Annotated in this window: 11 protein-coding genes; 7 read left to right on the forward strand and 4 right to left on the reverse strand. The window is 63.6% G+C overall.

Going from position 1 to position 15,224, the window contains the following annotated elements; genetic code table 11:
- Nucleotides 1-62 precede the first annotated feature (62 nt).
- On the reverse strand, nucleotides 63-1,145 hold the full coding sequence (locus AB6802_RS19435) for a sugar ABC transporter substrate-binding protein (protein ID WP_371011791.1): 1,083 nt from the start codon (nucleotides 1,143-1,145) through the stop codon (nucleotides 63-65).
- A gap of 260 nt (nucleotides 1,146-1,405) precedes the next feature.
- On the reverse strand, nucleotides 1,406-2,290 hold the full coding sequence (locus tag AB6802_RS19440) for a helix-turn-helix domain-containing protein (RefSeq protein WP_371011792.1): 885 nt from the start codon (nucleotides 2,288-2,290) through the stop codon (nucleotides 1,406-1,408).
- A 357-nt stretch (nucleotides 2,291-2,647) separates the two neighbouring features.
- Here AB6802_RS19440 and AB6802_RS19445 point away from each other — a divergent pair, with 357 nt between their 5' ends.
- Nucleotides 2,648-3,760 carry a glycoside hydrolase family 25 protein gene (locus tag AB6802_RS19445; protein WP_371011967.1) on the forward strand — a complete coding sequence of 371 codons (1,113 nt, stop codon included), beginning with the start codon at nucleotides 2,648-2,650 and terminating at the stop codon, nucleotides 3,758-3,760.
- Between the two features lie 19 nt (nucleotides 3,761-3,779).
- Here the strand turns inward: AB6802_RS19445 and AB6802_RS19450 are convergent, their stop codons facing one another.
- On the reverse strand, nucleotides 3,780-4,622 hold the full coding sequence (locus tag AB6802_RS19450; RefSeq protein WP_371011968.1) for an AraC family ligand binding domain-containing protein: 843 nt from the start codon (nucleotides 4,620-4,622) through the stop codon (nucleotides 3,780-3,782).
- Between the two features lie 246 nt (nucleotides 4,623-4,868).
- On the opposite strand from AB6802_RS19450, the gene AB6802_RS19455 reads away from it, so the two are divergent.
- The 6 genes from AB6802_RS19455 (at nucleotide 4,869) to AB6802_RS19480 (ending at nucleotide 13,855) form a co-directional block, all read left to right on the forward strand.
- Nucleotides 4,869-6,335 carry an alpha-glucosidase/alpha-galactosidase gene (locus AB6802_RS19455; RefSeq protein ID WP_371011793.1) on the forward strand — a complete coding sequence of 489 codons (1,467 nt, stop codon included), beginning with the start codon at nucleotides 4,869-4,871 and terminating at the stop codon, nucleotides 6,333-6,335.
- A 101-nt stretch (nucleotides 6,336-6,436) separates the two neighbouring features.
- Nucleotides 6,437-8,521 (forward strand): ABC transporter substrate-binding protein, encoded by a 2,085-nt coding sequence (locus tag AB6802_RS19460; RefSeq protein WP_371011794.1) that lies wholly within the window; start codon nucleotides 6,437-6,439, stop codon nucleotides 8,519-8,521.
- 112 nt (nucleotides 8,522-8,633) lie between these two features.
- Complete coding sequence (locus AB6802_RS19465; protein WP_371011795.1) at nucleotides 8,634-9,641, forward strand: ABC transporter permease; 1,008 nt, start codon at nucleotides 8,634-8,636, stop codon at nucleotides 9,639-9,641.
- On the forward strand, nucleotides 9,642-10,781 hold the full coding sequence (locus AB6802_RS19470; protein WP_371011796.1) for an ABC transporter permease: 1,140 nt from the start codon (nucleotides 9,642-9,644) through the stop codon (nucleotides 10,779-10,781).
- A gap of 10 nt (nucleotides 10,782-10,791) precedes the next feature.
- Nucleotides 10,792-12,462, forward strand: a complete 1,671-nt coding sequence (locus AB6802_RS19475; protein ID WP_371011797.1) for an ABC transporter ATP-binding protein — start codon at nucleotides 10,792-10,794, stop codon at nucleotides 12,460-12,462.
- Nucleotides 12,463-12,484: 22 nt separating this feature from the next.
- On the forward strand, nucleotides 12,485-13,855 hold the full coding sequence (locus AB6802_RS19480; RefSeq protein WP_371011798.1) for an alpha-glucosidase/alpha-galactosidase: 1,371 nt from the start codon (nucleotides 12,485-12,487) through the stop codon (nucleotides 13,853-13,855).
- Here AB6802_RS19480 and purD read toward each other — a convergent pair whose 3' ends face one another.
- Nucleotides 13,856-15,130, reverse strand: coding sequence for a phosphoribosylamine--glycine ligase (gene purD, locus AB6802_RS19485; protein ID WP_371011799.1), 1,275 nt, complete (start codon nucleotides 15,128-15,130; stop codon nucleotides 13,856-13,858).
- Nucleotides 15,131-15,224 lie beyond the last annotated feature (94 nt).

Below are 15,224 nucleotides of genomic sequence, written 5' to 3' on the forward strand. Positions count from 1 at the left end.
TTGTTGGACGATGACCTTGCCCGAAAACCGGATTCCACTTTTCGGGATCATGGTCGGTTCCCTTAGTTGACGATGCCGAGCTTCTTGCAGCCCTCGACATAGCGGTCGACGCAGAGTTCGGCGGCCGTGTTGATCTTCTTGTCGATGATCTCGGCCTTGAGGTTTTCCTGCGTCACGACAGCCGGCGTGAACAGCTGCGAGGGCGTGTCGTACAAGGTCATCTCGGCCTTTGGCGTTTCGCCAGACAGGAGCTTGATTGCGACGTTGGCGGCGGCGGCCGCGACGATCTCGCTCGGCTTGGAGATGGTGTTGTACTGGTCGCCGGCGATGATCAGCTGGAGTGCGGCGATCGTGGCGTCATTGCCGGTCACCGGCGGCACCGGATCGACGCCGGCTGCCTTGAAGGCGGCGATCGCGCCACCGCCGGTGCCGTCATTGGCAGCGACGACGCCGAGGATCTTGGTCGAGAAGCGGGTGATCTGGCCGCTCGCCCATTGCTGGGCTTTCGGCGGCGCCCATTCCGGCGTGTCGAATTCGGCCAGGATCGGATAGCCGCTGTTGTCGAGGCCTTCGTGAATGCCCTTCTTGATCAGGCCGGCGGCCGCGTCGGTCGGCGAACCGTTGATCTGCAGCAGGCCGCCGCCGGCCGGATCGACTTTCAGCGCCTTGAGGTGCTCGACCAGCGAATCCGCAATGGCCTTGCCGATGCCTTCGTTGTTGAAGGAGACGTAGAAATCGGCGGGCGCGGTCGGGATCGGCCGGTCATAGGCGATGACCTTGACGCCCTGGCTCTGCGCCAGCTTGACCAGTGAGGCGGCGGCGGTCGAATCGACGGGGTCGAGCACGATCGCCTTGGCGCCCTGAGAGATCACCGAGTTGAACTGCTGCTGCTGGCGCGAGGCGTCCGCATCGGCGTTCTGGTAGAGCACCTTGCAGCCCGGGCAGAGCTTTTTCATCTCGGCGGCAAAGCCCGGATAGTCGTGCTGCTCATAGCGGGTCGATGCCTGGTCGGGCATCAGGAAGGCAACCGTGGCGTCGGTGACATCAGCGGCAAAGGCGGCGGTGCCGCTGAGCAGGGAGAGTGCGAGCGCCGCCGCACCGATGGCTTTGCGGGCGGGTGGCGATTTCCAAGCAAATCTGGTCATTCGAATATCTCCGTTTGAAGAAAATGGTTTCACGAAACCTGAGCACCACATGGCGCGCCAGGTCTTGACTGCATGTCGAACTGTTGCGAGGACTATCATCAGCGGCATGGGGATGATCGTCCTTGACCATCTCTCTGCGAGCATCCGCATCCTCTTGATGTTGCTGGATTTCAGGACAAGCGATCTCCAGCGCGGGGCGCCTCCAACGCACCCGCGTCATTCCTTCCAGACGATGTTCAGGCTCCTCCCGGTCCTCCCTGTTAGGCGGCAATCTCCGCGTTTATGTTTTCCGCCAGCAGCGCCCTGAAGCGCGAGGGCGACATGCCTTTCTGCGCCAGGAACTGGCGGTTGAAATTCGAGATGTTGTTGTAGCCGGCTGCGTAGCAGATCTCGGTGATCGAGGTCTGCGCGTCGCTCATCAGCAACTGGCAGGCAAGGTTGATGCGCAGCCGATTGACATACTGCACCAGCGCCATCCCGGTATGCCGGCGAAAGCTGCGCGAGAAGGCGCTGGGACTGCGCCCGGCGATTTCCGCAAGGTCGCTTTCGCTGAACGGCTCGGTCAGGTGGCAATTGATGTAGGCGAGCGCCTGGTTGATGCCGGCCGACATGAAGCCGGAGGGATCGGGAAGGTAGCCGGCGCTGGTCAGCGTGCGGACATCGCCGGCGCGGCTCAGGATGTCGAGCACCGCCATGAACAGCGACAGGCGGCGCACGCCTTGCGCTTCGACCAGTTCGGCAAGCAGCGGCGCGGCGAGCTCGGCCGTCGCCGGCGAGAACAGCGCGCCGCGGCGGCTGGTTTCGAGGATGCCGGCGCAGGCGGCAAGCTCGGGAAGTGCGGCGGTCGAGTCGGCGATGAATTCTTCGGAGAATTGGACGACGCGGCCGCGCAGCGGCACAGTCTCGCCCGGCGGCACGTCGCTGATCCAATTGTGCGGCAGGTTGGGACCGGTGAGCACCAGATTGCCGGGCTCGAACTCGCCGATGAAGTCGCCGACGAAATAGCGACCGGTGGTGGCCACGACGAGGTGCAGCTCATATTCGGGATGGAAGTGCCAGCGCACGGTGCGGAAAGGGTAGCCGTGGGCCCAGGCCTTGAACGACTCACCTTGTCTGATCTGGACGACTTCCAGGTCCGGGTTCATGTTCATTCCTCCCGCGCGGGTCCGGTCTGGTGACCGGTTACTGCGCTTTTCTTTCTGCAGGCCGTGTATTCCCACTGGCCGCCGTGATTGGAAGCTTAGGCGGCAATTGAAGCGCCTGCCACCACGGCTTGTCCACCCGACCGATACTTTTTTGTCGTTTCCGCGTCGCCCGAAAACAGCTCGTGAGCACAAGCGGCGGCGACAGGCCGAAGCCATGACCATTGCGATCACCTGGTTCAGGGCCCCGAAGCACTTCCTTAACCATAAGCGTCCAGGATCGTCCCCTGGTCAGTGGGGACACCCTGATTGAAAAAGCCGGCGCGCCCTCTTCGCCGCCTGGCGCTTCTCGCAGCAGCGATGGTGCTGGGCACGGCGGCACAGGCCTCGGATTTCTCCGAGCCGTGGAAGAATGCCGACCGCGCGCTGATCATCGACGCCTATGAATACAATTCCATCGACTGGGGGCAGCTTGTCACCGACAAGCGCGTCGTCGGCTTCATCAACAAGGCGTCCGACGGCCTGCCGCCGCCCTATTTCTGCTTCGGCGGCGAGACCGACGTAAAGCTCTGCAAGGCGCTGTGGAAGCGCTATGCGGTGACGCGCGAATTGTTCCAGACGCGCAAGGTGGTGGCCAAGGCGCTCGGCCTGAAATGGGGCGCTTATCACCTGGCACGTCCCGGCAATCCGGTCGAGCAGGCCAACAATTTCATCGATTTCGCCGAGCCGGCGGCGGACGATCTGCTGGCGCTGGACATCGAAGGCATCGACCCCGCGCAATGGATGTCGCTGGAGGACGCCGAAGAATTCGTGCGCCAGGTGCATCGCCGCCTCGGCCGCTTCCCGGTGCTCTACACCAATGGCAGGACGGCGCAGTATATCGCCGATAACCGCTACACCTATCGGCTGCTGTCGCGACTGCCGCTCTGGTATGCGCGCTACAAGCCGACCATCGACGTGCATTTCCCGATGGGCAACTGGCAAGGCTACGCGCTCTGGCAGTTCGCCGCGCAAGCCAATTGCGGGCATTTCTCCTGCCCCTACCGCGTGCCGGGCACACCCAACGATATCGACGTCAGCGTGGCGCCGATGAACGCGAGCGAATTGCGCCAGCAATGGGCGTTCGGCGGGCTGATCGACGTACCGTCCGATTACCTCGCCTCGATCCCGGTGCCGCTGTCGCGCGCAGCCGCGATCGCCGGCAAGACCACGATCACCTATGCCGATGTGGCGACGCCGCCGACCGTCGAGGAACTGGTCGCGGTGCTCGGCGCGCGCTGGGGCAAGTTCCGCAGCGGCTTCCACATGCCGGTGGTGAAGACGGTGCCGCAACGCGCCAGTTTCGGCATCGTTCAGTATATCGCCTGGAAGCGCTCGGTGCAGCGCACGCCCGAGCAGATCGATGCCGCCTTTGCCGCCGCCGCCGATCCGGTGAGCACCGCCTCGACGGCGCTCGACAGCGCCAAGCGCTGAAGTCAACCCCGACCAATTTTCAGCGATGGCTGCCGAGGCTGGCATACATGCCGGTGGTGCGGAATTGCGTCGGCGTGATGCCGTAGAAACGGCGAAAGACCTTGGAGAAATAGTTCGCATCCTCGAAGCCGCACAGGACGGCGACTTCCTTGACCGGCAGGAAATCAGCCTTGGTCAAAAGCTTGGCCGCGCGCTGCAGCCGTTGCTGCAGGACGAATTCGGCCGGCGGCAGCCCTTCGCTCTCGGCAAAGCAGCGCGAGAAATGCGCCCGGCTGAGGCCGCTGATCTCGACAAGGTCCGACACCGGCAGAGCCTTGTCGAGATTGGCGTTGATGTGATCGATGACCGGCTGCATGGCGCTCTGCTTTTCGGCGAAAGCGTGCGAGCCAAAGACATCGTCGTAGAGTGCCATCGCAGCCTCGTAGGCGATCGCCGAAGCCCTGCCGGGCGACGCCGCGCCCTTGATGAGGCGCAGGCTGCAATCGGCAAGATGATCCACGGTCGCCGGCTGCAGCCGCAAGACCGGGCCAAAGACGTCGAGGATCGATTTATGGATGCGCAGCGCCTCCTCGCCGTTCATCGAGATCCAGAAATACTCCCAGCGGTCGCCCTGCCCCAGCCAGTAGCGATGGTTGTGCGGCACCAGCACCAGCAGCGTGTCGTTGGCCTGCAGGCGGTAGTTGCGGTTTTCGTAGCGCAACTGTCCTGCGCCGCTGATGGTGTGCTGCAGCACGGTGAACGGCGTCTGGCCGCGCTTGCGCCCATCCCAGTCATAGGTCACGTCCTGGCGGACTTCATAGCCCGTGCTGGTCGGCATCGCGTGCAGGCGCTGGCGGCCGCGCGGCAGCGATACCGTCCGCATCACTTGTCCGTTGGCGATCAGCTCGCGCAGCACAAAATTACCCTCGAAAGCATAATCGTTCTCTGGCCGCGCCCGCGAATAACGGCATAATCCAAAACTCAAGAACGCGAAAGACCCGCGGTCGAGGAGCGGGCGGGAGGAGAAAGAGCCGGAATTCCGGCTCGAATGGCATGTGCGCCACGGCGCGCCGCCATATCCTCCCTTGCTGCTCCTTGCCTGGCATTCGGTTGGATCAAGGTGAAGGTAATGAGCTTCAAAATCGCTATTATCGGCGCCGGCAGCGTCGGGTTCACCAAGAAGCTGTTCACCGACATTCTGTGCGTGCCGGAATTCAAGGACATCGAATTCGCGCTCACCGACATCAGCGAGCACAATCTGGCAATGATCAAGGCGATCCTCGACCGGGTCGTCGAGGCCAACAAGCTGCCGACAAAAGTCACCGCGACCACCGACCGCCGCAAGGCGCTGGACGGCGCGCGCTACATCATCAGCTGCGTGCGCGTCGGCGGCCTCGAAGCCTATGCCGACGACATCCGCATTCCGCTGAAATACGGCATCGACCAATGCGTCGGCGATACGATCTGCGCCGGCGGCATCCTCTACGGCCAGCGCAACATCCCGGTCATCCTCGATTTCTGCAAAGACATACGCGAAGTCGCCGCGACGGGCGCCAAATTCCTCAACTATGCCAACCCGATGGCGATGAACACCTGGGCGGCAATCGAATATGGCAAGGTCGATACGGTCGGTCTCTGCCACGGCGTCCAGCATGGCGCCGAGCAGATCGCCGAGGTGCTCGGCGCGAAATCGCCGAGGGAGCTCGACTATGTCTGCTCCGGCATCAACCACCAGACCTGGTTCATCGATCTGCGGCTGGACGGACGCAAGGTCGGCAAGGATGAGCTGGTCGCCGCTTTCGAGGCGCACCCGGTCTATTCGCAGCAGGAAAAGCTGCGCATCGATGTCTTGAAGCGGTTCGGCGTCTATTCGACCGAGAGCAACGGGCATCTGTCGGAATATCTGCCCTGGTACCGCAAGCGGCCCGACGAGATCACGCGCTGGATCGACATGTCCGACTGGATCCATGGCGAGACCGGCGGCTATCTGCGCTACTCGACCGAGACCCGCAACTGGTTCGAGACGGAGTACCCGCAATTCCTCGAAGCGGCGTCGAAGCAGATCGATCCGGCCAAGCGCTCCAACGAGCACGCCAGCCACATCCTCGAGGCGCTGGAGACCAACCGTGTCTATCGCGGCCATTTCAACGTCCGGAATGACGGCGTGATCAGCAATCTGCCGCAGGACGCCATCATCGAGTCGCCCGGCTTCGTCGACCGGTTCGGCATCAACATGGCTGCCGGCATCACCCTGCCCGAAGCGTGTGCCGCAACCTGCATGGCCTCGATCAATGTGCAGCGCATGTCGGTGCATGCGGCGATATCAGGCGATATCGACCTGTTGAAGCTCGCCGTGCTGCACGACCCGCTGGTCGGTGCGGTGTCGACGCCCGAAGAGGTCTGGCAGATGGTGGACGAGATGGTCGTCGCCCAGGCTCAATGGCTGCCGCAATATGCGCATGCGGTTCCGGCCGCCAAGGAGCGGCTGTCGAAATCCGCGATCAAGACCCGCGACTGGGCAGGTGCGGCGCGGCGAAATGTGCGCTCGATCGAGGAATTGCGCGCCGAAAAAGCGGCGCTCAAGCAGACCGGCTGAAACCCGGGCGGAGCGATGGACCTTGGGAGGCAGGTCCACCGCAATCAGCCGTCCAGGCAGAAGACGGGTAGCAGCCAAATCTGAACACGAGGGAGGAGATTATGAGGAACCTACGCAGCATTGGCCTTGCCGCCGGACTGGCGCTGAGCGTCTCCGTTCCGGCACTCAACGCTTTCGCTTCCGAGCCGACGGTCCCGCCGACGCCGGCGACTTTTCCGGCCGAGGGCAAGATCAAATACGTGGCGCGCGACTCCATCCTGGAGTTCAAGGCGCTGCCCGAATATCACGAGCCCGACTGGGTGACGGAAAAATACGTCAAGACCGGCAAGCTGCCGCCGGTGAAGGACCGGTTGCCGAAGGAGCCATTGGTCTTCAAGACAGCCAACATGCCGGACGGCATCGGCGTCTATGGCGATACCATGCGCCATGTCATCGGCGGCCGGCCGGAAGGCTGGAACTACGGCGCCGGCCAGACGCAAGGCTGGGGCGGCATCGATATCGGCCTCTCCGAATGCCTGACGCGCACCGCGCCGCTGTTCCAGGTCGAGGCCAAGGACACCGAGCCGTTGCCGAACCTCGCCAAAAGCTGGGACTGGTCGAAGGACGGCCACAAGCTGACCATGCATCTGATCGAGGGCGCCAAATGGTCCGATGGCGTGGCCTTCAACGCAGACGACGTCATGTTCTACTGGGATGACGAGGTGGTCGACCCGAACGTCTCGCCGCTCAATGGCGCGACCGAGGAGACCTTCGGCGTCGGCACGACGCTGAAGAAGATCGACGACTACACGGTCGAGTGGACCTTCAAGGACGCCTTCCCGAAGCAGTACCTCTACGCCATGGCCTACGGCACGTTTTGCCCCGGCCCCGCGCACATATTGAAGCCGCAGCATCCGAAATATTCGAAGAACACCTACGACCAGTTCAAGAACGCCTTCCCGCCGGAATATATGAACATGCCGGTGATGGGCGCGTGGGTGCCTGTGGAATACCGCGCGGACGACATCATCGTCATGCGCCGCAACCCTTATTATTGGAAGGTCGACGAGAAGGGCAACCAGCTGCCTTACCTCAACGAGCTGCAATACAAGCTGTCGACCTGGGCCGACCGCGACGTCCAGGCGGTGGCGGGATCCGGCGACTTCTCCAACCTCGAGCAGCCGGAGAATTTCGTCGCCTCGCTGAAGCGCGCGGCCGACAAAAACGCGCCGGCCCGCCTCGCCTTCGGCCCGCGCCTGATCGGCTACAATCTGCGCATGAATTTTTCCGCCAATGGCTGGGGTAACCCGGACGAACGCGGCCAGGCGATCCGCGAGCTGAACCGCAACGAGGACTTCCGCAAGGCCGTCACCATGGCGCTCGACCGCAAGGCGCTGGGCGACTCGCTGGTCAAGGGCCCGTTCACCGCCATCTATCCGGGCGGCTTCTCGTCGGGCACCAGCTTCTATGACCGCAGGTCGACCGTCTATTATCCCTTCGACCTCGCGGGCGCAAAGGCCTTGCTCGCCAAGGCAGGTCTCAAGGACACCGACGGCGACGGCATCGTGAATTTCCCGGCCGGCACCGCCGGCGGTAAGAATGTCGAGATCGTCATGCTGGTCAACAACGACTACGGCACCGACAAGAGCCTTGCCGAAGGCGTGGTCGCCCAGATGGAGAAGCTCGGCCTCAGAGTCGTGCTCAACGGGCTTAACGGCACGCAGCGCGATGCCACACAATATTCCGGCCGCTTCGACTGGCTGATCCGGCGAAACGAAACCGAGCTTACCTCCGTCGTTCAAAACACCGAGCAGTTGGCGCCGGTCGGGCCGAAGACCAGTTGGAACCATCGCGCGCCGGAAAGCGGCCAGGTCGACCTGATGCCGTTCGAGAAGGACCTTGTCGACATCGTCAACAAGTTCGTCTCGACGCAGGACAACGACCAACGCGCCGACCTGATGCGGAACTTCCAGAAAATCTCGACCGAGCACGTCTACAATGTCGGCCTGACGGAATATCCGGGCGCGCTCATCATCAACAAGCGCTTCTCCAACATCCCGCAGGGAACGCCGATCTTCATGTTCAACTGGGCCGAGGATTCGATCATCCGCGAACGCGTGTTCGTCAAGGCGGACAAGCAGGCCAAGTTTGAATTATTCCCGCAAGAGCTTCCGGGCAAACCTGGCGATAAGGGACCGATGGATTAGACTTTACCTCCCTGACTGAGAGACGTCCGGCCGCGCCGCGGTGCGGCCGGACAAAGGAAACCTCCGAACGCACCCGAGGGAGCGGCGGCCAGACAAGAAAGCGGATGATCCGATGCTGCGATTCCTGCTCATGCGCATAGCGTCGGCGATACCGGTCCTGGCCATCCTGAGCCTGGTCACCTTTGCCATCATCCAGGCGCCGCCCGGCGACTATGCCGACTACATCCGCTCGCAGCTGATCAACCAGGGCGGCGCTTCCTATGAGGAGGCCGATGCACAGGCGCAGGCCTACCGCGTCGAGCACGGCCTCGATAAGCCGCTGCCCGTCCAGTATCTCAATTGGATCGGCGGCATCGTCACGCGCGGCGATTTCGGCTACAGCCTCTACTACAACAAGCCGGTGGCCGATGTGGTCGGCGAGCGCCTGCCGCGCACGCTGCTCTTGGCGCTGGTCTGCCATCTGCTCGCCTCGGTGCTCGGCATCACCTTCGGCATATGGGCGGCGACGAGGCAGTACACCTGGATCGACACGACGCTGTCGGCCATCTCCTTCCTCGGCATGACGGTGCCGCGCTTCCTGATGGCGCTGATCATCGTCTATCTCCTGGTTTTCCAGTTCAACGTCTCGGAGATCGGCTCATTCTTCTCGCCGCAATATGGCGGCGCGCCATGGTCGTGGGCGAAATTCGTCGACCTCGTCAAGCATGTCTGGCCGGTCGTCGCGATCGCCACCTTCGGCGGGCTCGCCTACAACATGCGCGTCATGCGCGGCAATCTGCTGGATACGCTCAATGCGCAATATGTCGAGACGGCGAGAGCCAAGGGCCTGACCGGCAGCGCCGTCGTCATGCGCCATGCCGTGCCCAACGCGCTGCATCCGCTGATCATGTATCAGGGCGTGGTGCTGCCCTACATGCTGACCGGCGAGATCGAGACAGCGATCATCTTTGCCTTGCCGACCGTCGGTCCGGCGATCGTCGGCTCGATGGCGGTCGGCGACGTCTATGTGACGGCAACCTTCATGATGGTGCTGTCGGCGACGCTGATCGTCGGCAACATCATCGCCGACATGCTCTTGGTGCTGCTCGACCCGCGCGTGCGCCAGTTCGGGGAGCGCTAGATGCTGGCGCGCGACCCCTCCCCGCCGCCACCGCCGGCCGAAGTGCCCATCGTCGCCAAACCGGCGCGCGGCAATGAAAGCTACATCGCGCTGGTCTGGCGACGGCTTAAGCGCTCCTGGACCGGCATGGCCGGGCTTTGGCTCGTCGTGCTCTTGCTGGTGATGGCGGTGTTCGCCGAGTTCCTGGCGCCGATGGACCCGAAGGCGACCGATGTCGGTTTCGCGCCACCGCAGCTGCCCTCCTTCCATGACAAGGACGGCAATTTCACCTTCCGTCCCAGGGTCTACGCGCTGGCCGATTCGGCCGACCTCGATCCGGTCACCTTCCAGCCGATCGTCGGCCCTGACTACGACCATCCGCGCCTGCTCGGCTTCTTCGCCGAGGGCGCGCCCTACAAGCTCTTCGGCCTGATCCCGGCGGACCGGCATTTCTTCGCTTCGATGGATGGCCAGCCGGTGCATTTCCTCGGCACCGACAAGTTCGGCCGCGACGTGCTGTCGCGCGCCATCCACGGCTCGCGGGTGTCGCTGATGATTGCGCTGACGGTGGTCTTCATCATCACCGTCGTCGGCACCACCGTCGGCATGGTCTCCGGCTATTTCGGCGGCCGCTTCGATGTCTGGGTACAGCGCTTCGTCGAGCTGGTGCTCGCCTTCCCGCAATTGCCGCTCTATCTGGCGCTGACGACGCTGATCCCGGTGACGGCGCCGACAAACGTCTTCCTTGCCTTCGTCATCATCGTCATGTCGGCGCTCGGCTGGGCGCAGATGTCGCGCGAAGTGCGCGGCAAGACGCTGGCGCTGGCGCGGATCGATTATGTGCGCGCCGCCATGGCCGTCGGCGCCACCGACCGGCGCATCATCATGCAGCACATCTTCCCCAATGTGATGAGCCACGTGATCGTCGCCGTGACGATCGCGATCCCGACGGTGGTGCTGCTCGAATCCTTCCTCGGTTTCCTCGGCTTCGCGGTGAAGCCGCCGCTGATCTCATGGGGCCTGATGCTGCAGGACACCGCGACCTATTCGGTCATCGGCACCTATCCCTGGATCCTGTCGCCGGTCGGCTTCGTGCTGGTCACCGTCTTTGCCTTCAACGCGCTGGGCGACGGCCTGCGCGATGCCGTCGATCCGTACTGAGGTGGCTGGGATGACGACGATCACGCTCGCAGACAATTTCGCCCCGGCCGTCCGGCTCGACCATGATTTGCGCCACGAGCAACCCATCATCGACGCGCGCAACATCGAAGTCGCCTTCAAGGTCGAGCACGGCACCGTCGAGGCGGTGAAGGACATCTCGTTCCAGCTCTATCGCGGCGAGACGATCGCCATCGTCGGCGAATCCGGCTCCGGCAAGTCGGTGACGGCGCGCACCGTGATGGGGCTGTTGTCGCGGCGGGCGACGGTGTCGCCGCACTCCAGCGTCGACTATTGCGGTCAGAACATCCTGAAGTATCCGGAGAGCGCCCGTCGCAAATTACGCGGCAACCGCATCTCGATGATCTTCCAAGAGCCTATGAGCTCGCTCAACCCGATCTACACGGTGGGCAGCCAGATCGTCGAGGCGATCAGGGTGCATCGCAAGGTCGGCCGCAGGGAGGCATGGGCCCGCGCGCTCGAGCTTTTGCGCCATGTGCAGATCCCCGAGCCCGAGGCGCGGCTCAAGCAGTATCCGCACCAGCTCTCTGGCGGGCAGCGCCAGCGCGTGATGATCGCCATGGCTTTAGCCAACGATCCCGATGTGCTGATCGCCGACGAGCCGACCACGGCGCTCGATGTCACTGTGCAGGCGCAGATCCTCAACCTGATCCGCAACCTGCAGAAGGAATTGCGGATGGCGGTGATCCTGATCACCCACGACCTCACCATGGTGCGCAAATTCTCCGACTACGTCTATGTCATGCAGCATGGCGAGATGCGCGAGCATAACGTGACCGAGCGCCTGTTCGCAAACCCGCAGGATGCCTACACAAAGCGCTTGCTTGCCGCCGAGCCGCGCGGCCGGCCGCAACCATTGCCCGAGGGCAGCGGCACGATCCTCGAGGCGAGCGGGGTGCGCGTGTCCTACATGCTGCGCCACGGTTCGTTCCTGAAGCCGGACTGGCGCGAGTTGGTGGCGGTCGACGACCTCGACCTGAAACTCTGCCGCCATGAGACGTTGGGGCTGGTCGGCGAGTCGGGCTCCGGCAAGACCAGTTTCGGTCAGGCGCTGATCCGGCTGACCGACACCAAGCGCGGCGAAATAAGTTTCGACGGCCAGCCGATCCAGGGCCTGTCACGCGCCGAGATGCGGCCGCTGCGCTCGCGCATGCAGGTCGTCTTCCAGGACCCGTTCTCCTCGCTCAACCCGCGCATGACGATCGGCCAGATCATCGAGGAAGGGCTGGTCGTCAACCGGATCGGCGCGACGCGGCGCGAACGGGTCGAGCGGGTGCGCGAGGCGCTGGTCAGCGCCGGCATGCCCGGCGACATTCTTTCGCGCTTTCCGCATGAGTTTTCCGGCGGCCAGCGGCAGCGCGTCGCCATCGCGCGGGCGATTGCGCTGGAACCCGAATTCATCCTGCTCGACGAGCCGACATCGGCGCTCGACCTCTCGGTGCAAGCGCAGATCATCGACCTTTTGCGCAAGCTGCAGGACGAGCGGGGCCTGAGCTACCTGTTCATCTCGCATGACCTCAAGGTGGTGCGCGCGCTCTGCCACCGCGTCATCGTCATGCAGAACGGCAAGATCGTCGAGCAGGGACCCGTCGACGAGGTCCTCACCCATCCCAAGACCGCCTACACCGAACGGCTCGTCAGGGCCGCTTTCGACGTGGCGTAGACAAGTGCCGGAGGTTTCAAAAATGGTAAAAAATCCCAGGATCACATTCATCGGCGCCGGCTCGACGGTGTTCATGAAGAACATTGTCGGCGACGTGCTGCAGCGGCCAGCACTTTCGGGCGCGACGATCGCGCTGATGGACATCAATCCGCAGCGGCTGGAGGAGAGCGCCATCGTCGTCAACAAGCTGATCGCGACGCTCGGCGTCAAGGCGAAGGCCGAGACCTATTCCGACCAGAAGAAGGCGCTCACCGGCGCCGACTTCGTCGTCGTCGCCTTCCAGATCGGCGGCTACGAGCCCTGCACCGTCACCGATTTCGAGGTGCCGAAGAAATACGGCCTGCGCCAGACGATCGCCGACACACTCGGCGTCGGCGGCATCATGCGCGGCTTGAGGACCGTGCCGCATCTGTGGAGCATCTGCGAGGACATGCTCGCCGTCTGCCCCGAAGCGATCATGCTGCAATATGTCAACCCGATGGCGATCAACACCTGGGCGATCGCAGAGAAATATCCGACGATCAAGCAGGTCGGTCTATGCCATTCGGTGCAAGGCACGGCGATGGAACTGGCGCACGACCTCGACCTTCCCTATGAGGAAATCCGCTATCGCTCGGCCGGCATCAACCATATGGCCTTCTATCTCAAATTCGAGCATCGCCAGCCGGACGGTTCCTACCGCGATCTCTATCCCGACCTCGTGCGCGCCTATCGCGAAGGCCGCGCGCCAAAGCCCGGCTGGAACCCGCGCTGCCCGAACAAGGTGCGCTACGAGATGCTGACACGGCTGGGCTTCTTCGTCACCGAAAGCTCGGAGCATTTCGCCGAATACACGCCCTATTTCATCAAGGACGGCCGGCCCGACTTGATCGAGAAATTCGGCATCCCGCTCGATGAATATCCCAAGCGCTGCATCGAGCAGATCGAGCGCTGGAAAGACCAGGCGCAGGCCTATCGCTCGGCACAGCGCATCGAGGTCGAGGAGTCCCGGGAGTATGCTTCCTCGATCATGAACTCTGTCTGGACCGGCGAGCCGTCGGTGATCTACGGCAATGTGCGCAACAATGGCTGCATCACCTCGCTGCCATCCGACTGCGCGGCCGAAGTGCCGTGCCTGGTCGACGCCTCCGGCATTCAGCCGACCTACATCGGCGACCTGCCGCCGCAGCTGACGGCGCTGATCCGCACCAACATCAATGTCCAGGAACTGACGGTGCGGGCGCTGATCAGCGAGAACCGCGAGCACATCTACCATGCGGCGATGATGGACCCGCATACGGCGGCCGAGCTCGACCTCGACCAGATCTGGTCGCTGGTCGACGATCTGCTTGCAGCGCATGGCGACTGGCTGCCGGCCTGGGCGCGTGGAAGGCGCAAGAGCGCGGCCGCCTGATCAGGCCTTCTCGCGTTCGACGGCGCGCCAGCCGATGTCGTGCCGGTAAAAGCCCTGCGGCCAGTCGATATGCTCGATCGCGGCATAGGCCTTTTTCTGCGCCTCGCCGACGGTCTTGCCGGTTGCCGTGACGTTGAGCACGCGGCCGCCATTGGCGACCAGCGCGCCGCCATTGATGGCGGTGCCGGCATGGAATATCTGGACGCCCTCGCCCTCCACCTCGTCGAGGCCACGGATGACTGAGCCCTTTTCCGGCGCGCCGGGATAGCCGCGCGCCGCCATCACCACGGTCAAGGCCGCCTCGTCGCTCCAGCGCACCGACATATGCGCCAGCTGGCCATCGACGGCGGCGTTGAGCAGGACAAGCAGGTCGTCCTTCAGCCGCATCATCAGCACCTGGCATTCGGGATCGCCGAAGCGGGTGTTGTATTCGATGAGCTTCGGGCCCTGTTCGGTGATCATCAGGCCGGCAAACAGGGTGCCGGCGAAAGGCGCGTCGAGTTCGGCCATGCCGCGCATGGTCGGCTCGATGATCTCGCGCATGGTGCGCTCGGTCATTTCGGGCGTCATCACCGGCGCCGGCGAGTAGGCGCCCATGCCGCCGGTGTTGGGACCGACATCGCCGTCGCCGACACGCTTATGATCCTGCGCGGTGCCGAAGGGCAGCGCGGTCGTGCCGTCGCACAGGCAAAAGACGCTCGCCTCCTCGCCGGTCATATATTCCTCGACCACCACTTCGGCGCCGGCCGTACCGAAAGCGCCTTCGAAGCAGGCGTCGAGCGCGGCATTCGCCTCGTCCAAAGTCATGGCGATGGTGACGCCCTTGCCGGCGGCGAGCCCATCGGCCTTGATGACGATCGGCGCGCCGACTTTCCCGACATAGGCCTTGGCCGAGGCGAGATCGCCGAAGCGGCCATAGGCGGCGGTCGGAATGTTGAATTTCGCGCAAAGGTCCTTGGTGAAGCCCTTCGAGCCTTCGAGCCGCGCCGCGGCCTTGGACGGGCCGAAGACACGGAGGCCCCAGGCGCGCAGATCGTCGGCAATGCCGGCGACCAGCGGACCTTCCGGTCCGACGACGACGAGATCGATTTTTTTATCCTGGCAGAAGGCGGCGACGGCGGCGTGGTCGGCGACGTCGAGCTTGACCAGCTCGGCGACGCTGGCAATGCCCGGATTGCCGGGCGACGCGTAGAGCTTGGTCAAAAGCGGCGAAGCGGCGATCTTCCAGGCCAGCGCATGTTCGCGGCCGCCCGAGCCGAGAAGAAGAACGTTCATGGCCACCTCTTGCTGCTGCGAACCGGTCTGCGCCTGAACCCGCTATTGCCCCACGGGCAGCGGGTCAAGGCACATTGGCATTTTGGCGGCAGTT

It is taken from the genome of Mesorhizobium sp. RCC_202, assembly GCF_041355295.1.
Classification (GTDB): domain Bacteria; phylum Pseudomonadota; class Alphaproteobacteria; order Rhizobiales; family Rhizobiaceae; genus Mesorhizobium.

What these genes read in the sequence shown, in the direction of transcription:
- AB6802_RS19445 (WP_371011967.1), top strand. Translation starts at nt 2,648, where the DNA reads ATGGTGCTGGGCACGGCGGCACAGGCCTCGGATTTCTCCGAGCCGTGG.
- AB6802_RS19440 (WP_371011792.1), bottom strand. Translation starts at nt 2,290, where the DNA reads ATGAACCCGGACCTGGAAGTCGTCCAGATCAGACAAGGTGAGTCGTTC.
- AB6802_RS19470 (WP_371011796.1), top strand. Translation starts at nt 9,642, where the DNA reads ATGCTGGCGCGCGACCCCTCCCCGCCGCCACCGCCGGCCGAAGTGCCC.
- AB6802_RS19435 (WP_371011791.1), bottom strand. Translation starts at nt 1,145, where the DNA reads ATGACCAGATTTGCTTGGAAATCGCCACCCGCCCGCAAAGCCATCGGT.
- AB6802_RS19475 (WP_371011797.1), top strand. Translation starts at nt 10,792, where the DNA reads ATGACGACGATCACGCTCGCAGACAATTTCGCCCCGGCCGTCCGGCTC.
- AB6802_RS19455 (WP_371011793.1), top strand. Translation starts at nt 4,869, where the DNA reads ATGAGCTTCAAAATCGCTATTATCGGCGCCGGCAGCGTCGGGTTCACC.
- AB6802_RS19450 (WP_371011968.1), bottom strand. Translation starts at nt 4,622, where the DNA reads ATGCGGACGGTATCGCTGCCGCGCGGCCGCCAGCGCCTGCACGCGATG.
- AB6802_RS19465 (WP_371011795.1), top strand. Translation starts at nt 8,634, where the DNA reads ATGCTGCGATTCCTGCTCATGCGCATAGCGTCGGCGATACCGGTCCTG.
- AB6802_RS19460 (WP_371011794.1), top strand. Translation starts at nt 6,437, where the DNA reads ATGAGGAACCTACGCAGCATTGGCCTTGCCGCCGGACTGGCGCTGAGC.
- purD (WP_371011799.1), bottom strand. Translation starts at nt 15,130, where the DNA reads ATGAACGTTCTTCTTCTCGGCTCGGGCGGCCGCGAACATGCGCTGGCC.
- AB6802_RS19480 (WP_371011798.1), top strand. Translation starts at nt 12,485, where the DNA reads ATGGTAAAAAATCCCAGGATCACATTCATCGGCGCCGGCTCGACGGTG.